The sequence below is a fragment of the Pseudoalteromonas sp. CO342X genome (assembly GCF_004208915.1).
In the GTDB taxonomy this organism is placed as follows: Bacteria; Pseudomonadota; Gammaproteobacteria; order Enterobacterales; family Alteromonadaceae; genus Pseudoalteromonas; species Pseudoalteromonas maricaloris.
On sequence record NZ_SGPH01000010.1, the window covers coordinates 319,074 to 338,464 of the forward strand.

A 19,391-nucleotide genomic window follows, 5' to 3' on the forward strand; every position below is an offset into this window, starting at 1 on the left:
AAAATGGGGTTATTGCGAGATCTGTAAACGTAGGTAGTCGTAGATCTTGCTAAAGAATCCACCTTCTTGGATCTCTTCAAGCGTAACCAGTGGGTATTGTGCTACATCTTCACCCTCAAGTTGTAGGAACAAAGTACCAACTTTAGTGCCTTTTGCTAGCGGTGCTTCGAGCGTCTTATCTAGCTCAAAGTTAGCCTTTAAGTTCTTACTTTGACCACGTGGAATAGTGATTGGCGTGTCTTCCATAATGCCAAGCGATACGGTTTCTTTGTTACCCATCCATACGCGCTGATCGGCAAAAGCGTCACCAGCTTGGTAAGGAGTGATGGTTTCAAAGAAACGAAAGCCGTAGTTAAGCAATTTTTTGCTTTCAACTTTACGTGCACGCTCACTTTCTGTGCCCATGACTACCGCAACAAGACGCATATCATCTTTAATCGCTGAAGTAACAAGGCTGTAGCCGGCATCCGAGGTGTGGCCGGTTTTAATGCCGTCCACTTCAAGGCTTGCATCCCAAAGTAGTGAGTTACGGTTATACTGCTTTATGCCGTTGTATGAAAAAGACTTTTTCTTATATAAAGCGTATTCATCAGGTACATCACGAATAAGCGCGGCACCTAGAGTTGCCATGTCTCTTGGAGTGGTGTAATGCTCATCGGTGTCTAGGCCATGGCTATTGATAAAGTGACTATTCGTCATGCCTAGCTTTTCAGCATGTGCATTCATCAGATCGGCAAACGCACTTTCACTACCAGCAATGTGCTCGGCCATTGCAACACAAGCATCATTACCTGATTGAATAATGATCCCATGGTTTAAGTCATCAACACTGACCTGCTTACCCACTTCGATAAACATCACCGATGAACCTGGAAAGTTCTTAGCCCACGCTTTTTCGCTAATGGTGACCTGATCAGATGGACTAATGTTACCTGCCGCGATTTCAGTACCAATAACATAACTGGTCATCATTTTGGTTAAACTTGCTGGCGCTAGCTTAGTATCGGCTTCACCTTCTGCAATCACCTTTCCAGTTGTGAAATCAACAAGGAAATAGCCTTTCGCATTAATCTGCGGCGGCGAAGGAATAATTTGTGCACTGGCACTCATAATAGAGAAAGTGCATACCAGTCCAAGGACTTTTTTAACGATTTTTGGTTTGATAGAAGTCATTATGCTCGCTTTTTTGTTTATCGGCATTCATTGCGGTTATTCTAAAGTTCCTGCTCACTGTAAAGCAAGAAAGCACGACTAAATTGACCTTGTTGTAAGGTTTTTAGTAAAGATTGTGCTTGATTGTCGTCGGTAATTGGGCCGACTCTAAGCTTGTACAGGTTGTTTTCAAACGTGATGGGTGTACCTAACCCCAGTTCTTGTTTTAACTGACCTGCTAATAACTGTATGTTCTCAAGTTTACTGCCAGCAGCAACTTGTACATAGGTTAGCCTTGGAGACTCGCGCGATAGAGTAATAGCTTCGACCTTAACGCGCGCTGTACCCTGAAGGTGATAGCCTAGCTTATAGGCTGCAGCGTAAGACAGGTCGATTAATCTATCGTCGTGGAATGGACCTCGGTCGTTAATTCTAACGATAGCAGAGCGTCCGTTGTCTAAGTTTGTTACTTTGGCAAAGCTAGGAAGTGGCAGCGTTTTATGTGCCGCTGTCATATCGAACATATTAAAAATTTCACCATTGGAGGTGTGGTAGCCATGGAATTTACGGCCGTACCACGAAGCAGTACCTTGTTGTTGATACCCATGTTCGTCTGAGATTGGTGTGTAACGTTTTCCAAGAACAGTGTAGGGGCGATTGGCACTCACGCTCTTTTTCTCGTTGGTGACAATGGCATCCTGCATTTCCAGTTCGGTAGGCTCGCGTAGTGGCGCTTTATCATGGCGAATATGATAGCGATTTCCACAAGCGCTGAGCACGCTTAACAGGGCAAATACTAAAACCAGTTTTGAAATTAGGGTAATACGAACTGTCATTATTTTAACAACATCCTCTTATCTGTTGCGATTGCCATAATAATGCCAAAACCGGCCATTAAGGTCACCATCGATGTGCCACCATAGCTAATTAGGGGCAGAGGTACACCGACTACTGGCAAGAGACCAGAAACCATTCCGATATTTACAAAGACATAGACGAAGAAGGTTAATGTCAGTGCTCCTGCAAGCAGCTTACTGAAAGCGTCTTGTGCTTGCACTGCGATATACAATCCGCGACCAATTATAAAAAGATACAAGCTGAGTAAAATAGTGACACCCAACAAGCCAAATTCTTCGCTCAACACCGAGAAGATAAAGTCGGTATGGCGCTCGGGTAAAAATTCTAATTGAGATTGTGTTCCGTGCAGCCAGCCTTTGCCCTCAACGCCACCGGAGCCAATCGCAATTTTCGATTGGATAATATGGTAACCAGAACCCAGCGGGTCGCTTTCTGGATCTAAAAAGGTCAGAACACGTTGCTTTTGATAGGCATGCATTCCGTAATGCCAAAACGCATAGCCTCCGGGTACCGCGAGTAACAAACCAGAGCCGATTAAACGCCAACTTAACCCAGCTAAAAAGAGCGCAAAAATACCAGAGCTGGCGATTAAGATAGAAGTACCCAAGTCGGGCTGCTCTTTGATCAGAATGGTTGGCACTAATACAATCGCAAAGCCGATTGTTAAATTCAAAATACTAGGAGGTAAGTGAGAGCGGCCAATAAACCAAGCGACCGTCATGGGCACTGCTAGCTTCATTATTTCAGAAGGTTGAAAGCGGGTAATGCCTAAATCAAGCCAGCGCTGAGCCCCTTTACTACTGACTCCAAAAAACAGCACTGCGACGAGCATGCCAAGACCTAAGAGGTAAACCGGAATAGCCACACGCTTAAGTGTATTGGGGGAAAACTGCGCCATAAATAGCATGGCAACTAACGCACCAAACATGCGTGTGCCGTGGCGCATCATCATGCCCATATCTTGTCCACTAGCACTATAAACAATCGCAAGGCTACCAATCATCATAGTGATCAAGGCTGCAAATAATGGTAGGTCGATGTGGACTTTTTCGAATAGCGAACGTGGCTTATTCAGCGGGCTCATTGCTGTTGCTCCTTCTCAAGCGGGTAGGCTGAAAAGTAATAATCCATCACTTGGCGTGCCATTGGCGCTGCGATAGCACTACCACCACCTTGGTTTTCTACAACCACAGTGATAACAATTTGAGGGTCATCAAAAGGTGCAAAACCCACGTAGATACCATTGTCTCTGTGTTTTTCTTTCAGCTTCTCGGCATTGTACCTTTCGCCTTGAGCAATACTGATAACTTGCGCGGTACCTGTTTTACCAGCGTGATCATAGGTCACGCCCTTAAATGCACTTTTCGCGGTACCTATTTTTACTGTGTTGTGCATGGCTTTTAATGCGATATCCCAGTGATAAGGGTTTTTCAACACAACAGGCGGTTTTTCTTCCGTAAATAATTGTTCTACTTCAGTGTCTTGCTTAGAAATTTGTACTAAGTGAGGCTGGCGGTGTATGCCTTTATTGACCAAAATGCTCAGCGAGTTCGCTATTTGCATTGGAGTGGCAGTCCAGTAACCTTGCCCTATCCCAACAGAAATCGTATCTCCCGGGTACCACGACTCTTTAAAACGTTCTCTTTTCCATTCAACGGATGGCAAAATGGCGGAGGTTTCTTCATGAATATCGATACCCGAAAGCTCACCAAAGCCAAACTGGTTCATAAAGTCGCTAATTTTAGTTATGCCGAGTTTATATGCAGCTTCATAAAAATAGGTGTCGCAAGACTGCTCAATAGCCTTATATACATCAACATGCTCATGGCCCCAAGGACGCCAGTCACGCCATTTATGTTTTACATTGGGAATTTGAAAAAAGCCGGGATCCCAAATTTTGGTTGTTTCGGTGACAACACCTTCTTCCAGTGCAAGCACAGCGAGATGGGGTTTCACTGTGGAAGCTGGTGCATAACGGCCTTGAGTTGCACGGTTGATAAGTGGTCTGTCTGGGTTGAGCAAGGCTCGGTAGTCTTTGCCGCTGATCCCGTGAACGAACAGATTCGGGTCGTAACTTGGGTTAGAATAGAGCGCTAAAATTCCGCCATCTCGTGGATCCATAACGATGATCGCGCCTCGGGTGTCTTTTAGTACATGTTGGACGATTTGTTGCAAGCCGATATCAAGCGTTAGTACCAAGTCTTTACCTGGTTGCGGCGTTTCCATGCTTAATGTGCGAATGATACGGCCGCGATTATTCACCTCGACGCGGCGAGAGCCAACAATGCCGTGCAGCTGTTCTTCATAAAACTTCTCAACACCGAGCTTACCGATATCATGGGTGGCACGATAGTTCGTGTCTTTGCCTTCTAGCTCTAAGTCAAAGAGTTCCTCTTTGTTGAGCTTTGCGACATAGCCAAGGGCGTGTGTGAGGGTATCGCCATAAGGATAATAACGGGACAATCGAGCTTCAACGCTAAAGCCTGGCAAACGGTGTTGGTTAACCGAAAGGATCGCCACTTCTTCTTCGTTCAGACCACCTTTTAATACTTGGCTTTTGAAGCGGCGGTTATGCTTGATTTCCTTTTTGAAATCTTCTACTTCTTGCTCAGAAATTTCGATGAGTTGACGTACAGAAGCTAATGATGCTTCGAGATCTTCGACATCTTCTGGGATCACTTCAAGGTTGTAAACAGGGCGGTTTTCGGCGAGCAAGACACCATTGCGGTCGTAAATCAGACCACGGTTAGGGGCGACAGGAATGACTTTTATACGGTTATCGTTGGAGCGGGTGCGATAGGTCTCGTGCTCGGTCACCTGAAGCTTATAGACATTGTGAAACAAGATCCCAACAATAATAACGACAAAAACAAAGCCGACAAAGGCCCGTCTCGCAAAGAGGTTAGCCTCGGCAGAATGATCCCTAATCGTCGGCCGTTTTTTTATCATTATTATTCTCTGTGGTAAGGGTGATTGTTATTTAAACTCCAGCCGCGATACAAGCTCTCGGCAACCACTATACGCACCAAAGGGTGGGGTAGGGTTAAGTTTGATAATGACCATTTTTGTTCAGCCGCAGCAATACATTCTGGTGCAAGCCCTTCAGGGCCGCCAATCAGTAAGCTAACATCGCGACCGTCCAACTGCCACTTTTCCATATTGCTCGCAAGTTGGTGTGTATCCCATGGCTTGCCAGTCACTTCTAAGGTTACGATCCGATTGCCTTTTGGAATAGCGGCTAAGGTTTTTTCACCTTCTTGTTGCAAAATGCGTTTAATATCTGCGTTTTTCCCCCGTTTGCCAGCGCTAATTTCAATTAACTCCAGTGGCATATCTTTGGGGAAGCGTCTTTGATATTCGGTGAAGCCAGTTTCAACCCACTTCGGCATTTTGGTACCTACTGCAATGAGTTGGATCTTCACATTAGCCCCACAGCTTTTCTAGGTCATAAAAATCACGGGTTTGGTCTTGCATTACGTGAACAACAACGTCACCCAAATCAACCAATACCCACTCACCAACGTCTTGACCTTCTTGGCCAATTGGTGTTTCTCCAGCATGACGTGCTTCTTTTGCGACATGATCGGCAATCGATTGTACATGGCGTTTTGAAGTGCCAGTACAGATCACTAAGTAATCGGTGATTGAAGAAGTTTCGCGAACGTCGAGCTTAACAATATCACGCGCTTTCATATCATCTACTTTGTCTAGCGCGAAATCTAATAACTGTTTTGAATCCAAGTTTTTGTCTCTGTATTTCAAATAATCGGCGATTTTAACATGCTTTATGGGGTTAATCAGCATACAAGCCATGGCTATTTATATAATCTATGACAGAAGCAGGCAGCCAATGTTCCAAATATTCTTTGTCATGCTGTGCAATTGCAGCTCTTATTGTACTCGATGCAATGTCTTTTTGCTCACCGTGAAGGAAATAGCAGTGTCCAGCCTTGCTGGTTTGGAGTTTATTTGAGCTATTTGTGCGTGCTTTGGCTAAATAAGCCGAGACTTTAGCATCTGGTGAGCAATGTTCATTTGGGCGTTGATACACCACCAGATGACACAGCTTTGTGATTTCTTGCCATTGATACCAAGTGTGCAGGCTATTAAACGAGTCCATACCCATTAAAAACAAAATCGGCTGGTCCTGATATTCGTTACGCAGCTCTTGCAGTGTTAGCAGGCTGTAAGAGGGTTCTTGTCGGTCAAGCTCACGTCTATCAATAACCAGTTTTTGTTGCCCTGATAGCAAATTTGCAAGCATCGCTAGGCGATGCTCGTCACTGATACTGGGCTTTTGTTTATGAACCGGTATGGCACAAGGTAAAAATTTTAACTCAGCCAGACTTAGCTCGTCGACGCAGCGCATCGCCATATTTAAATGGCCTAAATGCGGAGGATCGAAAGTACCACCAAACAAAGCAATCATACATGCTCACTCTGGCTAATTGGTAACGGCATTGCGATGGGGGTGGCAAAGGCCAGCGCGATGTGTGCTAGAGCTTGATATGGCGCAGTGAGCCTTGCTTCTTTATATGCGGTATCAAAGTCTGCCATCATACAGAGCAACTGTTTCATCTGCTCTAGCGTTAATCTGTCTAACGCTTGCTGCGTGATGGTTTGCTGATTTTTCCAGACATTATGCTTTTTATAGGCATCTGCAAGCGTAGTGCCGGTTTGCCACAAGGTTTTAACACCCAGCAGGGTGCGTGCTTGGTTTTGCAAGGTCCAGAGAATACTCGCGGGCTCTACATTATCGCTGGCGAGCTTGTTCAATACTTTGATGATTTGTTTAGGGTTACCACTTAGCAATCCGGTATTTAAATCAAAAATATCGAACTTAGATTGATTTAATAAGCCGCTCAGCAATTGCTGTTCATCAACAGGGTTTTTACCAAATAGTAAGGAGAGCTTTTCGAGCTCCTGATGCGTTGCAAGCAAGTTGCCTTCTGTGGCGACGAGGAGGGCGCGCTTGCCTTGTGGTGACACAGACAGCTTCAGCCGCTTACATTCATCATCAAACCAACGCTCAAGATGACGGCCCGTTAACGCATAGCAAGGGACAAACAGGCCTTTAGGCTCTAATGCCTTGAACCAAGCGGTTCGTTGAATGTCTTGACCTGCGCCCAGCCCTTTAAAAATAACAACGACATCTGGATTGACCTGTGCGGCCAAAGACTTTAAAACCGCGACACCTTGGGTAGGGACTTTTTGCTCGTTAAAGTCGAACTCAATGAGCGTACGCGCACTGAACAAAGACATACTGTTGTACTGCGCACTGAGCTCTTGCCAGTCAAATCCCGGAAGTAGAGCAAATTTAATGACTTCGTCACAGCCTTGCTGCTTGGCTGCGGTTCGTATGGCAAGTGCACATTCGCCTTGCTGAAAGGGTTCTTCACCAAAGACCAGATAAAAAGGTGCAAGCCCTTTACTTAGGTAATTGGAGAGTTGATTGGCATAACAGCGCATTACAGTTGCGACAACTCTCGAATAATACGTTGGCTTGCAAGACGACGCATCTCGGTCAGGATCAGCTCAAGCTCTTTTGCCTTTGCTAGCGCATTGTCTGGGTCGTCCTGATAGTTACGATACAGCTCGAACATTTGTTTAACGGGTTCTTGGCCCGGACGACTCAATCGGTACGACACGCGATACGCCAGTTCATACTGAGCAACCTGACCATTTTTGAACAAACTGAGTGTTTGACGTTCAAGTGAGTCATTGTACAAGTACAACTCAGCAGCTTGTTTGGTATTTTTTGGTGTAAGGGATACCTGAGCGCGCTGAAGATCGGACTGTAGCTGTTCAAACAAGGCTGAACGCTTGTCGTCACCGCTTAAGGTGATTTCTTTTAGATCGTCAGGAAGGTAAGAGGCTTGCTTGAGGTGAAAACCGCAGCTCGCCACGAAGAAGCAAGCTAGCAAAACTGCTAGCTTGCTGGTGTGCCAAAATAGGCTACGCATCTTAGTTTGCAACCACATTAAGTAGCTTACCAGGAACATAGATCACCTTACGGATGGTCTTGCCGTCAGTAAACTTAGTGACGTTTTCTTCGCTAAATGCAATCGCTTCAACTTGTTCTTGCGTTGCATCTGCCGCCACGGTGATTTTAGAGCGCAGCTTGCCGTTGACTTGTACAACGATAAGCTTTTCATCTTCAACTAGTGCGCTTTGGTCGATAACAGGCCATGCCGCATCAAGGATATCGCCAGCTTTGCCAAGCTCAGCCCATAGTTCGTGACACATGTGCGGTGTGATAGGCGCAAGCATGATCACCATGGCTTCTAGTGCTTCGTTGGCTAGTGCAATGTCTTGCTCATCGCTCAGTGGTGCTTTGATAAGCTTATTTGAAAGCTCCATCACCGCCGCAATTGCCGTGTTGAACGTTTGACGACGTTCGATATCGTCTGTCACCTTTGCAATGGCTTTGTGGATGTCGCGACGTAGCGTCTTTTGCGCTGCATTTAGTTTGCTTAAATCAAGCTCGGCAGTACCTGCTTGCTTTACGTCAACTGCGTATTTCCAAATACGACGAAGGAAACGGTGCGCACCTTCAACGCCTGAGTCAGACCATTCAAGCGTTTGTTCTGGTGGAGCCGTAAACATCATGAATAAGCGAACTGTGTCAGCGCCGTATTGCTTGATAACCGTTTGCGGGTCAATACCATTGTTCTTCGACTTAGACATTTTGCTCATGCCTGCAGAGAATACCGGCTCGCCGTCTTCTTTATGCCACGCTTTAGTGATGCGGCCTTTGTCGTCAGTCTCAGTTAATACGTCAGTTGGTGCGATCCAAATGTCGCCGCCTTTCTCGTCTTTGCGGTAGTAAGTGTCCGCAAGTACCATGCCTTGACATAGTAGACGCTCAAATGGCTCATCAGAATTCACTAAACCGAAATCACGCAGCAACTTGTGGAAGAAGCGCGAGTACAACAAGTGCAAGATAGCGTGCTCAATACCACCAATATATTGGTTTACTGGTAGCCAGTAGTTTGCAGCACCTGGTTCAAGCATACCTTCATCGTAGCGTGGGCTACAGTAACGTGCATAGTACCAAGATGATTCCATAAAGGTGTCGAATGTATCGGTTTCGTGGAATACTGCTTCACCGTTTATTGTTGCTTTTGCCCATTCAGGATCTGCTTTAATCGGTGAAGTTACCCCATTCATGACTACGTCTTCAGGTAGACGAACAGGAAGCATGTCTTCAGGTGCCGCAAGCTCAGAACCATCTTCTTTGTTCAACATTGGGATTGGCGAACCCCAGTAACGCTGGCGGCTCACACCCCAATCGCGAAGACGGAAGTTTACTTTGCGTTTACCTACGCCAAGTGATTCTAGTTTAGTTGCGATGGCGTTAAATGCGCCTTCAAAGTCTAGGCCATCGAACTCGCCAGAGTTGATAAGCGTACCTTTTTCGGTAAATGCTGCTTCAGCCAGATTGGCTTCTACTTCTGCGCCGGCTAGAGGCTGAATAACTTGTTTGATCTCAAGACCATAAGCGGTTGCAAACTCATAATCACGTTGGTCGTGACCCGGTACTGCCATCACGGCACCTGAGCCGTAATCCATCAGTACAAAGTTAGCTACCCAAATTGGCACTTCTTGCCCTGTGAGTGGGTGGATAGCCGTAAAGCCAGTTGCGATGCCCTTTTTCTCCATTGTTGCCATATCCGCTTCGGCAACTTTGGTGTTCTTGCACTCTTCAACAAAACGAGAGATCGCATCGCTGTTTTTCGCCGCTTCTTGAGCGATTGGGTGACCTGCCGCAACTGCCACATAAGTCACGCCCATAAAGGTATCAGGGCGGGTAGTGTATACGGTGAAGCTTTCGTCGTTGTCGGCACGTTTAAAGTCGATTTCAACGCCTTCTGAGCGACCAATCCAGTTACGCTGCATGGTTTTAACTTGCTCAGGCCAGTGGTCAAGCTTGTCTAAGTCATCCAATAACTCTTGTGCATAATCGGTGATCTTAATGAACCATTGTGGAATTTCTTTTTGCTCTACAATGGCACCTGAACGCCAACCACGGCCGTCAATAACTTGCTCATTTGCGAGTACCGTTTGGTCAACTGGATCCCAGTTTACCGTTGACATCTTTTTGTATACTAAGCCTTTTTCGTAAAGCTTAGTGAAGAACCACTGCTCCCACTTATAATATTCTGGGTGACAAGTTGCGATTTCACGATCCCAGTCGTAACCAAAACCAAGTAACTTAAGCTGGTTGCGCATGTAGTCGATATTTTCGTAGGTCCATTTAGCCGGTGCGGTATTATTTTTAATCGCCGCGTTTTCAGCTGGAAGACCAAACGCATCCCAACCCATAGGTTGCATAACGTTTTTGCCTTGTAGGCGTTGGAAACGAGAAACCACATCACCAATGGTGTAGTTACGTACGTGACCCATGTGGAGGCGACCACTTGGATATGGGAACATTGAGAGACAGTAGTACTTCTCTTTACTTTCGTCTTCGACAACTTTGAAGGTATTGTTTTCTTCCCAGTACGACTGTACTTTGGCTTCGATATCTTGCGGGTTATATTGCTCTTGCATCTAGGTTTCCAAACATCTGGCAAAATTAATAGAAAATTGCTCGATAGCATACCCGAAATTGGCCAGCAATCACAGCACCTAAAGTGGAATTATTTTAGTCGATTGCCGCGGACTAAAGGTGGTGTCGAAGTGAAGATAAACGACGCGAAGATCAGCAGCGGTAAAAGGGGAAGTTTTGTGCTGTTGCAAGTAAGAGTTATTATCACTTACTATTGCTAAATATCGAAAGAAGTTTGAGAATTCCCTTGATAAAATTGTGGTTACGCCGTGCTCACCTAGTAATGGCGCTAGTATCTGGTGCGTTTATTATTTGCTTAAGCTTAACTGGGGCACTGCTTATATATGCCAAAGATATTCAATATCTTACTCAGCCTCAGTTGTGGCGAGTTGAGCCACAGTCTGAGCCTCTTGGGGTAGAGCAAATAGTCATCTCAGTTGAATCTACAACCGCTGAAAAAGTTTCACTGTTTATGCCTGAGCAGCAACCGGATTTGGCATGGCAACTGAAGTTGTCTAGCGGTGATTATGTTAGCGTTAACCCCTACAGTAGCGAGATCCTTCATCGCTACGAGTATTATTCTACGATATATGGCTTTACGATGGCGCTACACCGTTGGTTGTTGTTTGAAGGTGCTGACAACAAAAAGCCGCTTAGAGATTGGGTATCTATTTGTGCACTTGTACTCATTATTGAGTTAGTGTTGGGTTTTTATCTTTGGGTAAAGCCTAAAAATCGCTTGAAACGGCTAGTGATAAAACCAAAAGCTAAGCTAAGGATCCTGCTTTATCAGTTACACACCGTATTGGGGGTATATTTGCTTTTACCTATACTGCTCATTGCCTTTAGTGGTATGGCGTTTAACTGGCAGCCGCAAACTAAGGCTGTGGTTGAGTGGTTGAGCTTTGACGAGGTCGAAGCAAGACCAAAACCGCCCACTATTACGGTTAATTTTCACGGCTTACCCTATGATTTAAATAGCGCTACAACACGCGCAAAAACCACCTTCCCAGACAGTCAGCTGTTCCGTATTTATATGCCTGACAAAGCGTCCGACAGCATCGCTTTCAGAGTTCAAAATCCAGGCGAAAGTCATGCCTATAGCTGGGTTTGGGTAAACCCTTATAATAGTGAGGTAGTAGCGCAATATGATGCGTCAAAAGCGGGAGTCGCTACGCAAGTTTGGAACTTTAAGTACAAGTTTCATATTGGTGATTTTGCAGGACCCATCGTGCAATTTGTCTGGTTAATACTTGCCTTAGCTCCGACCTTTCTCACGGTATCCGGCTTGTATTTTTGGTTACAACGCCATCGCAGGAAGAGGTAATTAACTTCACTCTAAGTTACTGTTATGTAGATATAATTGCAAAAAGTGGTGCAGAGTAGGATAATTTCTCAGTAAAGGGTAATGCAAATTATTCACATTTACCTTGTTTTTACTGAGGTTTGGCAATATTATATTGCCGCTTTTTACATCATTATTATTCTAAATCCAGCAAGGATAACCATGTTAAAAACTACTCTCAGTATGGTAGCGTTGGCTGTTAGCGCAGCAGCCATTGCAGACGATACCAATGTTAAAGATCTTCAAGCTGCAGATATGGAGCATATCGTGGTCTCGGGCAGTCGTGTGTTTGAAAGCATCGATGAAGTGCCTGCCTCTATTACGATTATTAATCAAAAACAAATCGAAGATCATTTAAAAGTAAATCCAGAACTACAAAGTTTGTTATCTCAAATTGTTCCTGGTCTTGCTCCGGATACGGGTAGTTCAAGTAATACAGGGCAATCATTGCGTGGACGTGCGCCTCTGGTGATGATTGACGGTGTACCTCAATCTACACCACTACGAAATGGTTCTTTGGGTGTAAAAACACTCGATCCAAGTGCCATCGCCCGTATAGAAGTGATCAAAGGGGCAACCTCAATTTATGGTAATGGTGCTTCAGGCGGGATCATTAACTACATCACCAAGCAGGCCAAAAGCGATGGCAAACCAGAAGGTGAAATTAGTCTATCTAGCCGCTTTAGTGCAGTAAAGCTTGCAGAGAGCGCCGGTGCTCGAATTGCGGGCGCGATTAATGGCCGCGTTGACCAATTTAGTTATTTAGTCACGGCAAGCTATGAAGAAAACGGTGTTCAGCGTGATGCCGAAGGCGATATTCTGGGTTTACAGTATGGTCTGTCGGATACCGTGACAGAAAACTACTTTACTAAGCTTGGCTATGACTTTGACGAAGACAAGCAACTGCAATTTAGCTATAACTTTTACAGTTCACAGCAAAAAACGGACCTAGGTGATGTGTTTGGTAACATTAATTTAGGTGAAAAATCTTACGCTATTCACGTGCCACCAGCTCAGCAAAAACAAGGTAAGCCTCAAGGGCCAGAAGGTAATGAAAACATTACTTTGAAATACACCGACATAGAAGTTTTTGCTGATACACAAATGACGCTTGATGCGTATATGCAAGACATTGAGAACGTGTTCTTCTTCTCTCCAAGCTTAGCAAACCCTGATGAAGGATACACTGGCGGTCAATCTATCATCCGCTCTGAAAAAAAGGGCGCGCGTGCGACATTTAATACCTTGGTTGATTTTGACAATGTCCAAGCTACCTTCATTTATGGTATCGATGCGTTGAATGATGTGACCTCACAGCCACTTGTCGATGGTCGTATTTGGGTGCCAGAAATGGACATGGAAAGCATCGCAGGTTACCTACAGACCAAGTGGATTGTTGCGGATGACCTAGTGTTAAAAGCGGGAGTGAGACAAGAAAGCATTGATCTTGCGGTAGCTGATTACCAAACACTAAAACTTTGCCGTTCAGCGGATCAGTGCTCTGTGCCACTTAACGTGAAAGGCGACACCATTGACTATGATGCCACAACTTACAATGTGGGTATTAAATATAACGCGAATGAAAAGTTCAGCCCATTCGCCAGTTACTCGCAGGGCTCTGATATCTCCGATATTGGCCGTCTGCTGCGCAGTGCAACGGTAGAAGACATAGGTCAAATTCAAACAGAAGCATCGATTGTTGATAACTACGAAATCGGTTTTAACTCTCAATTTGAGACGTTACGATTTGAATTTGCGGCATATAGAAGTACGTCTGAGTTTGGTACAACGAATAAATTCAATGAAGTAACCGGAGTTTATGAGCCTGTTCGAGCACCACAAAAAATATGGGGCTATGAGGCACTTGTCGATTACAAGATCAACGACACGCTAAAACTCATTGCGACATATAGCTATGTCGAGGGTAAAGATACCGAAGCCGATACTTATCTTGGCTCTAGACAAATTAGCCCACCAAAGCTTACGGCAAACCTAAACTGGCAGCCAGTTGATGCGCTATCGATGACGTTAAGCTGGTTACATGTGGGCGACCGTAAACGTTTTGAGCGGAACGATAAAGGCAACTATGTTGGCGATCAAGGTCCAATTGACAGCTACAACGTGGTTAACTTTAGTGGTCAATATCGATTCGACCAAAGTTGGCAAGCTTTTGTTGGTATTGAGAACTTATTTAACTCAGACTACTACCCGGCTCGCGCACAAGCCTATACGTACGGTGGCTACAATATTAAAGGCCTTGGTACAACAGCAACTGTTGGCGTGAAGTATCGTTTCTAAGTTAATAGCAATTACTTTTGGCTTCATAATCTGAAGTCAAATGGGTTTGCTGAGCACCAAGTTCAGCAAACCCTAATACAATGAATGGTATATCTGGTCTACACTTAATCTATTGGCGAAACAGGAGTGTAGCAATGGCGGATTATCAAAAATGGCTGGATCAGTTTTCCGATTGGCTCAAAGACGTCAAAGAACATGAAATTGACGATTTATCTAAGCGATTCTGGGAAGCGCAGAGCGCACTGAAAGACTACACCAAACAAACCTATGATGATTATAGTTACTATCTAAAACGTGACTTGGAACATCTTCTCGAAAACAAATCCTTCTATGATGAAGCGGCTTGGAGTGAGCTCAAAGCCAACATCTTATTCGAAATATCCCAATTAGAAGATAGAACTCAACTTGAGTGGTCCGCACTTTTAAAAGATTTTGAACACCAAGGCATTTATAAAGAAGGTGAATGGATAGCTTTGGGACAATTAGTGTGTAAGAATTGTGGCTATAAATTAGATGTTTATTATGCCATCAAGATCCCAGCTTGCAGCGAGTGCGGGCATGGGGAATATACTAGAAAAGCATTAGCGCCCTAAAGTGTGGGCGCTCAGCTTGGAAGCACCAAGCTGAGTAGACTAACGTATGCGAATAATACAAAGAAGTTAGAATGACCAAATCTAAATTGTCGTGTGAAAAAGCACTGCCTGCGAGTCAGCTCGCGCCATCAGTTTCGTTGACTCACATAGAAAATTGTATCCAAAACCCTTATCCAGAAGCACTACCGTTTATTGGCCAGCAGCGCGCTCAAACCGCGCTAGACTTTGCCTTGGGAATGGAGCTTCCTGGTTATAATGTGTATGTCATGGGAGAAGCGGCGCTGGGTCGTTTTACCATGGTAAAAGACAAGCTTGAGGCACACAGTAAAACTAAGCCAACGCCTAAAGAATGGTTGTACGTCAACAACTACGACGACCACCGCGAGCCTATCGCGCTATTTATGCAGGCGGGTGAAAGTAAGCAGCTTGAGGCTGATATTGACGCCTTTATCGATGAGATCTTAGATACTTTTCCTGCAGCTTTTGACAATCCGGGTTATCAACGCAAGAAAAAGTCGCTAGATAAAGAATTCGAACAAAAATACGATGCTGCGATCACCGCTGTTGAGCAGCAAGCTATGAGTATGAGCGTTGCACTGATAGAAGATACGGGGACTGTTGGCTTTGCTCCTGTGGTCGATGGTAAGCAGCTCAGTGATACGGAGTTTTCGGCTCTGGACGAGCATGTTCAGGCACACTTTTTAACCGCAATAGAAACATTAGAAGATGCCCTAATCGAATCACTTATTGAGCTGCCAAGATGGAAGCGTGAATCTTCTGAGCGCTTACGTAATCTTAAAAAAACTACCATCGAAGTGGCGACCAAACCGCTATTAAAAGCACTTGAGCATAAGTATGCCGCACACATTGGCGTGCTGCGTTATCTTAAAGATCTGAAGGTTGAAATTGTCGATGCGGTATTAGATTGGCTAGACGACGATAGTAGCAACAGCGACGAAAACAAAGATGACTTTGACTCAAAGGGAATGCTCACGGACTTTTTTGCGCCCAATATTCTGGTTGAGTTTAAAGAGGACGACCCTGCGCCTGTGGTGTATGAGCCAAATCCGACCTTTGGTAATATTTTTGGTAAGGTGGAATATGCAACCTCTCAAGGTAATTTGATCACCAGCTATCGCTCTATTCAAGCCGGTGCATTGCACCGCGCCAATGGCGGTTATCTGATCATGGATGCTGAAAAGGTCATGGCTAACGCGCAAGTGTGGGATGGCCTTAAACTGTCGTTAAAAACCCACCAAATTAAAAATGACCTACCGTATCAAGACAATTCGGTGGGCAGCAGCTTTACCTTAAAGCCGCAGTTAATTCCATTGGATGTCAAAATTATTCTTTTGGGTTCGAGAGATCTATATTACACCATAGGTGAGTACGATGAAGAGTTTGCAGAACTATTTAGAGTGCTGGCCGATTTTGATTACTATTTACCAAGCTCGGACAAAATGCAGTATCAATTTATCACTAAGGTGATGGAATACTGTAATGATACCTTGAAGATTGAGCTTAGCTCAGCGGCGCTGGCGCGTATGCTTAAATTTAGCTATCGCCAAGCGGAGCACCACAGTAAGCTTTCGGCGCGCTTTGCTGATGTTTTGGAGCTGGTGGCAGAAGCCAGTTTTTATGCCAAGCAAGATGGCGTAAACCAAATAGCCGCTAATCACATCGATGAAGCGATAGCTGGAAAAGAATATCGGACTGGGCAGTTGAGTGAAAACATGCTCAGCGATATTCAAGAAGGGCATACTTTGATTGCAACTGAAGGCACCGCAATTGGTAAGGTAAACGGCCTGACGGTCCTGCATATTGGTGACACCGCATTTGGTACTCCTGCGCGTATTACCTCTACGGTATACGCGGGTGCTGACGGGGTGATTGACGTTGAACGTGAGGTAGATTTAGGTAAGTCAATTCACTCAAAAGGCGTGATGCTGCTTACGGGTTACCTAGGTAATAAGTATGCGCAAGACTTTAGCCTGACACTCAGTGCAAATATCGCCATTGAACAAAATTATGGTTTTATTGACGGTGATAGCGCATCACTTGCAGAACTTTGTGCGCTGCTATCGGCGGTGACGCAACTCCCCGTGGATCAATCATTAGCGCTCACTGGCTCAATTAACCAACACGGTGAAGTACAAGCCATTGGTGGTGTAAACGAAAAAATCGAAGGTTTCTTTAAACTCTGTAAAATGCGAGGCCTCACAGGTAAGCAAGGGGTGATCGTCCCTGAATCTAACAAGGTCAACTTAGTGTTAGATGATGAAGTGATTGCAGCTGTTGAAAAAGGCTTATTCCATGTCTATGCCGTTGCTACGGTAGATGAAGCGCTTAGCTTGTTAATGGATAGACCAGCAGGGGAGCTAAGTGAAGAGGGCTATCCTGAAAACAGTATCAATGCAGTTGCAATGGCGAAACTGGAGCGTATTGCAAAAGTCGTAAACGGCGATGATGACAAAGGAGAAGAAAACCATGACGACAACTAATATTATCCTCGTTATTGTTGCACTGGTGATTGCGGTGGTGTTTTTTCGAGGTGGCCAAAAGCAAAAGCAGCTTGCGCAGTTTAATCGAATTCAAGCGGCTGACTTTTTGAAAGAAAACGAAAAGCGCACAGAGGTCCATAAAACTGACTCAGGTCTTCAGTACGAAATAATCACTCAAACTGACGGTGGCAAACAGCCAAATGCAACGAGCAAAGTTAAAGTGCATTATCACGGCACTTTACTTGATGGCTCCGTATTCGACAGTTCGGTACTGCGTGACCAACCCATCAGCTTTGGACTTAATCAAGTGATCCCGGGTTGGACCGAAGGTGTGCAGTTGATGAGCGAAGGGGATAAATACCGCTTTTGGATTGGTCCAGACTTAGGCTATGGTGACCGTGCTGCAGGTAAAATCGAACCGGGTTCGTTATTGGTGTTTGAAGTTGAGCTGCTCGCGGTAGAGTGATGTTCTCAAAGCGATGAAGCTCTAGCAGCTATCTTTATTTGCCCAAGCGTGATTAACCGACGCTACAATTGTTAAAGTGGCTGCTAGAGAGAAATGATGTTATTTAAGCTCAGGTTATTTAACCTGAGGTTTGGATAAGGAATGTTCCAACTCATTGTTGCTAAAGCACAACTTAGTTTTTCCTTGTCTAGCCAGAGAGTTTTAGGGAAAACACCGCTTCCGCGTCCTGCTCTCGCTAAGGTACCTACATCCTGTAGGCAAGGCGAATTTACGCACCAATAGCTGGCTATTGGAAGTGAATTCAACGCAGTTAGCGCTAAAACTAGCTGCTAGAAAGGCATTAATTATCCGCATCTCAGGTTATTTAGAACCATTCTGTGCTGATTTTGTGACAAGGACGTCACAAAGAACATTTTTGAAGATGTGTATGCCAGCAGCTAATGCTCCGAAAATGAGTAGGTTTGGAGATAGTGGATCATCTTCCAATAAGCAGTTATTCAATAATGCTATTAGTAACATCATGATGACTACGAAAATAAGTGGTTTCACACTATGTTTATCAATACTTTTCTTAATCTCTGCTTCTGTCATCGTTCCCTCTTAGGTTGTAGCTTTAACTATTTAAAATAGTTGGAGAATTAATGGATTGGTATTACTGCTTACTTGTTTCTTTTATCTGAGTAGCGACTGAGTAGCATATTGGCGACCTGTTGCTTTACGGCCCGTTTGTCGTGGGGGTCAACGCCAAAACGTTCCGCCAGTAGTGCGATTTCTTCATCGGTTAGATTGAAGGATAAGCGTTGCCGAGTTTTCTTCGATTTAACTTCTAAATCAAGGATCTTTCTGATCATATCGGATGGCGTTAGCTCTTCGTCTATTGCCTGTTTTTTAATACTTTTTTGTACTTCCGTGGTTAAATCGAAGGCCATTTGTGTGGCCCTCAATGCCACTTCTTGACGTTTCCACTTGTCTTCTCTTGTGGTCACGAGTTCGCTCCAGGAAATAGGTCGACAATATCGCTCAGTGGGCGACACATGGTTAGTGACACGTCAGTTTCCCCTCCATCCCAGATCTCGATATTGATAGCGAACTTTTCGTCAGGACTAAGTAACTCGATAACTTCACATACTTCGCCACTTTCATCTTGATAGCGTGGCAAAGCGCGGCCGCGATAATCGCTATCGTAAAAATAGCAAACGTAGGGCGCTTCACTTTGTTGATAGCTTTTACCTAAAAATCGCTCGAAAATCTCTGGAGTAGCGTGGGTGTCGATGTGGGTCAGTGCTTCTTCATCGAAAATACGCGCAAATTCATCAAGCGTAAAAATAGCGTCGACGTCTTCTCTTTGGATTTTGATAGAGAAATTCGCGTATTCCTCACCGTCACTTTGTTCAACTTGCAAAAAAGTAATGTTACCTGAATCACTTTCGAGAACAAATTCATATGCAGCGCTGCGTTCAAATTGGTAAGTTTGTACGCCAACCACTTTTAGGGTTTGTCCCTTGAGCCAGCTTGGGTAAGCGAACGAATCGATGATGGTGAGCATGTCCCCAACTTGCAGATCTTTTGCATGAGTAAGTTGTCGCTCAGGAGTTTTTTTTGATTTAAAAAAGCCAAACATAGTACA

The 19,391-nt window shown here is 44.7% G+C and carries 18 protein-coding genes; 5 read left to right on the top strand and 13 right to left on the bottom strand.

What is annotated here, in order from left to right; translation table 11 throughout:
• Positions 1–9: 9 nt before the first annotated feature.
• From EXT47_RS03440 to leuS, 10 genes are read right to left on the bottom strand one after another with little or no spacing between them, the layout of a single operon-like run.
• Positions 10–1,173: a serine hydrolase gene (locus EXT47_RS03440; protein WP_039493684.1), complete on the bottom strand. Its 1,164-nt coding sequence runs from the start codon at positions 1,171–1,173 to the stop codon at positions 10–12.
• Between the two features lie 41 nt (positions 1,174–1,214).
• The gene (locus EXT47_RS03445; RefSeq protein ID WP_130125886.1) at positions 1,215–1,988 is read right to left on the bottom strand and encodes a septal ring lytic transglycosylase RlpA family protein; all 774 of its coding nucleotides are present in this window, start codon (positions 1,986–1,988) and stop codon (positions 1,215–1,217) included.
• Positions 1,988–3,094, bottom strand: coding sequence for a rod shape-determining protein RodA (rodA, locus tag EXT47_RS03450; RefSeq protein ID WP_039493680.1), 1,107 nt, complete (start codon positions 3,092–3,094; stop codon positions 1,988–1,990). Before rodA ends, EXT47_RS03445 begins: the two co-directional genes overlap by 1 nt.
• Positions 3,091–4,959 carry a penicillin-binding protein 2 gene (mrdA, locus tag EXT47_RS03455; protein WP_130125887.1) on the bottom strand — a complete coding sequence of 623 codons (1,869 nt, stop codon included), beginning with the start codon at positions 4,957–4,959 and terminating at the stop codon, positions 3,091–3,093. The genes rodA and mrdA overlap by 4 nt, the downstream gene beginning before the upstream one ends.
• Before the next feature lie 2 nt (positions 4,960–4,961).
• Positions 4,962–5,432, bottom strand: coding sequence for a 23S rRNA (pseudouridine(1915)-N(3))-methyltransferase RlmH (rlmH, locus tag EXT47_RS03460; protein ID WP_010372039.1), 471 nt, complete (start codon positions 5,430–5,432; stop codon positions 4,962–4,964).
• A 1-nt stretch (position 5,433) separates the two neighbouring features.
• Positions 5,434–5,751, bottom strand: coding sequence for a ribosome silencing factor (rsfS, locus tag EXT47_RS03465; protein WP_130125910.1), 318 nt, complete (start codon positions 5,749–5,751; stop codon positions 5,434–5,436).
• A gap of 52 nt (positions 5,752–5,803) precedes the next feature.
• Positions 5,804–6,439, bottom strand: a complete 636-nt coding sequence (gene nadD / locus EXT47_RS03470) for a nicotinate-nucleotide adenylyltransferase (RefSeq protein ID WP_039493674.1) — start codon at positions 6,437–6,439, stop codon at positions 5,804–5,806.
• Positions 6,436–7,479, bottom strand: coding sequence for a DNA polymerase III subunit delta (holA, locus tag EXT47_RS03475; RefSeq protein ID WP_130125888.1), 1,044 nt, complete (start codon positions 7,477–7,479; stop codon positions 6,436–6,438). The genes nadD and holA overlap by 4 nt, the downstream gene beginning before the upstream one ends.
• A complete protein-coding gene (gene lptE, locus EXT47_RS03480; RefSeq protein WP_010606155.1) occupies positions 7,479–7,991 on the bottom strand; it encodes an LPS assembly lipoprotein LptE in 513 nt (170 codons plus the stop codon). The genes holA and lptE overlap by 1 nt, the downstream gene beginning before the upstream one ends.
• Complete coding sequence (gene leuS, locus EXT47_RS03485) at positions 7,975–10,563, bottom strand: leucine--tRNA ligase (RefSeq protein WP_045988933.1); 2,589 nt, start codon at positions 10,561–10,563, stop codon at positions 7,975–7,977. The genes lptE and leuS overlap by 17 nt, the downstream gene beginning before the upstream one ends.
• Positions 10,564–10,811: 248 nt before the next feature.
• On the opposite strand from leuS, the gene EXT47_RS03490 reads away from it, so the two are divergent.
• The 5 genes from EXT47_RS03490 (at position 10,812) to EXT47_RS03510 (ending at position 17,764) form a co-directional block, all read left to right on the top strand.
• On the top strand, positions 10,812–11,888 hold the full coding sequence (locus EXT47_RS03490) for a PepSY-associated TM helix domain-containing protein (protein ID WP_165383790.1): 1,077 nt from the start codon (positions 10,812–10,814) through the stop codon (positions 11,886–11,888).
• A 180-nt stretch (positions 11,889–12,068) separates the two neighbouring features.
• On the top strand, positions 12,069–14,204 hold the full coding sequence (locus EXT47_RS03495) for a TonB-dependent receptor (protein ID WP_130125889.1): 2,136 nt from the start codon (positions 12,069–12,071) through the stop codon (positions 14,202–14,204).
• Between the two features lie 134 nt (positions 14,205–14,338).
• Positions 14,339–14,797, top strand: coding sequence for a hypothetical protein (locus tag EXT47_RS03500; protein ID WP_017216346.1), 459 nt, complete (start codon positions 14,339–14,341; stop codon positions 14,795–14,797).
• Between the two features lie 71 nt (positions 14,798–14,868).
• The gene (locus EXT47_RS03505; RefSeq protein WP_130125890.1) at positions 14,869–17,298 is read left to right on the top strand and encodes a Lon protease family protein; all 2,430 of its coding nucleotides are present in this window, start codon (positions 14,869–14,871) and stop codon (positions 17,296–17,298) included.
• The gene (locus EXT47_RS03510) at positions 17,285–17,764 is read left to right on the top strand and encodes an FKBP-type peptidyl-prolyl cis-trans isomerase (protein WP_010606161.1); all 480 of its coding nucleotides are present in this window, start codon (positions 17,285–17,287) and stop codon (positions 17,762–17,764) included. The genes EXT47_RS03505 and EXT47_RS03510 overlap by 14 nt, the downstream gene beginning before the upstream one ends.
• Before the next feature lie 360 nt (positions 17,765–18,124).
• Here the strand turns inward: EXT47_RS03510 and EXT47_RS03515 are convergent, their stop codons facing one another.
• The 3 genes from EXT47_RS03515 to EXT47_RS03525 form a co-directional block, all read right to left on the bottom strand.
• On the bottom strand, positions 18,125–18,355 hold the full coding sequence (locus EXT47_RS03515) for a hypothetical protein (RefSeq protein WP_130125891.1): 231 nt from the start codon (positions 18,353–18,355) through the stop codon (positions 18,125–18,127).
• A 68-nt stretch (positions 18,356–18,423) separates the two neighbouring features.
• On the bottom strand, positions 18,424–18,750 hold the full coding sequence (locus EXT47_RS03520; RefSeq protein ID WP_130125892.1) for a hypothetical protein: 327 nt from the start codon (positions 18,748–18,750) through the stop codon (positions 18,424–18,426).
• On the bottom strand, positions 18,747–19,385 hold the full coding sequence (locus tag EXT47_RS03525; RefSeq protein ID WP_130125893.1) for a DUF4178 domain-containing protein: 639 nt from the start codon (positions 19,383–19,385) through the stop codon (positions 18,747–18,749). Before EXT47_RS03525 ends, EXT47_RS03520 begins: the two co-directional genes overlap by 4 nt.
• Positions 19,386–19,391: the final 6 nt, after the last annotated feature.

Excerpts from the sequence above, each read along its gene's own strand:
- EXT47_RS03440 (WP_039493684.1), bottom strand. The coding sequence starts at position 1,173 with ATGACTTCTATCAAACCAAAAATCGTTAAAAAAGTCCTTGGACTGGTA.
- EXT47_RS03445 (WP_130125886.1), bottom strand. The coding sequence starts at position 1,988 with ATGACAGTTCGTATTACCCTAATTTCAAAACTGGTTTTAGTATTTGCC.
- rodA (WP_039493680.1), bottom strand. The coding sequence starts at position 3,094 with ATGAGCCCGCTGAATAAGCCACGTTCGCTATTCGAAAAAGTCCACATC.
- mrdA (WP_130125887.1), bottom strand. The coding sequence starts at position 4,959 with ATGATAAAAAAACGGCCGACGATTAGGGATCATTCTGCCGAGGCTAAC.
- nadD (WP_039493674.1), bottom strand. The coding sequence starts at position 6,439 with ATGATTGCTTTGTTTGGTGGTACTTTCGATCCTCCGCATTTAGGCCAT.
- holA (WP_130125888.1), bottom strand. The coding sequence starts at position 7,479 with ATGCGCTGTTATGCCAATCAACTCTCCAATTACCTAAGTAAAGGGCTT.
- lptE (WP_010606155.1), bottom strand. The coding sequence starts at position 7,991 with ATGTGGTTGCAAACTAAGATGCGTAGCCTATTTTGGCACACCAGCAAG.
- leuS (WP_045988933.1), bottom strand. The coding sequence starts at position 10,563 with ATGCAAGAGCAATATAACCCGCAAGATATCGAAGCCAAAGTACAGTCG.
- EXT47_RS03495 (WP_130125889.1), top strand. The coding sequence starts at position 12,069 with ATGTTAAAAACTACTCTCAGTATGGTAGCGTTGGCTGTTAGCGCAGCA.
- EXT47_RS03500 (WP_017216346.1), top strand. The coding sequence starts at position 14,339 with ATGGCGGATTATCAAAAATGGCTGGATCAGTTTTCCGATTGGCTCAAA.
- EXT47_RS03505 (WP_130125890.1), top strand. The coding sequence starts at position 14,869 with ATGACCAAATCTAAATTGTCGTGTGAAAAAGCACTGCCTGCGAGTCAG.
- EXT47_RS03510 (WP_010606161.1), top strand. The coding sequence starts at position 17,285 with ATGACGACAACTAATATTATCCTCGTTATTGTTGCACTGGTGATTGCG.
- EXT47_RS03515 (WP_130125891.1), bottom strand. The coding sequence starts at position 18,355 with ATGACAGAAGCAGAGATTAAGAAAAGTATTGATAAACATAGTGTGAAA.
- EXT47_RS03525 (WP_130125893.1), bottom strand. The coding sequence starts at position 19,385 with ATGTTTGGCTTTTTTAAATCAAAAAAAACTCCTGAGCGACAACTTACT.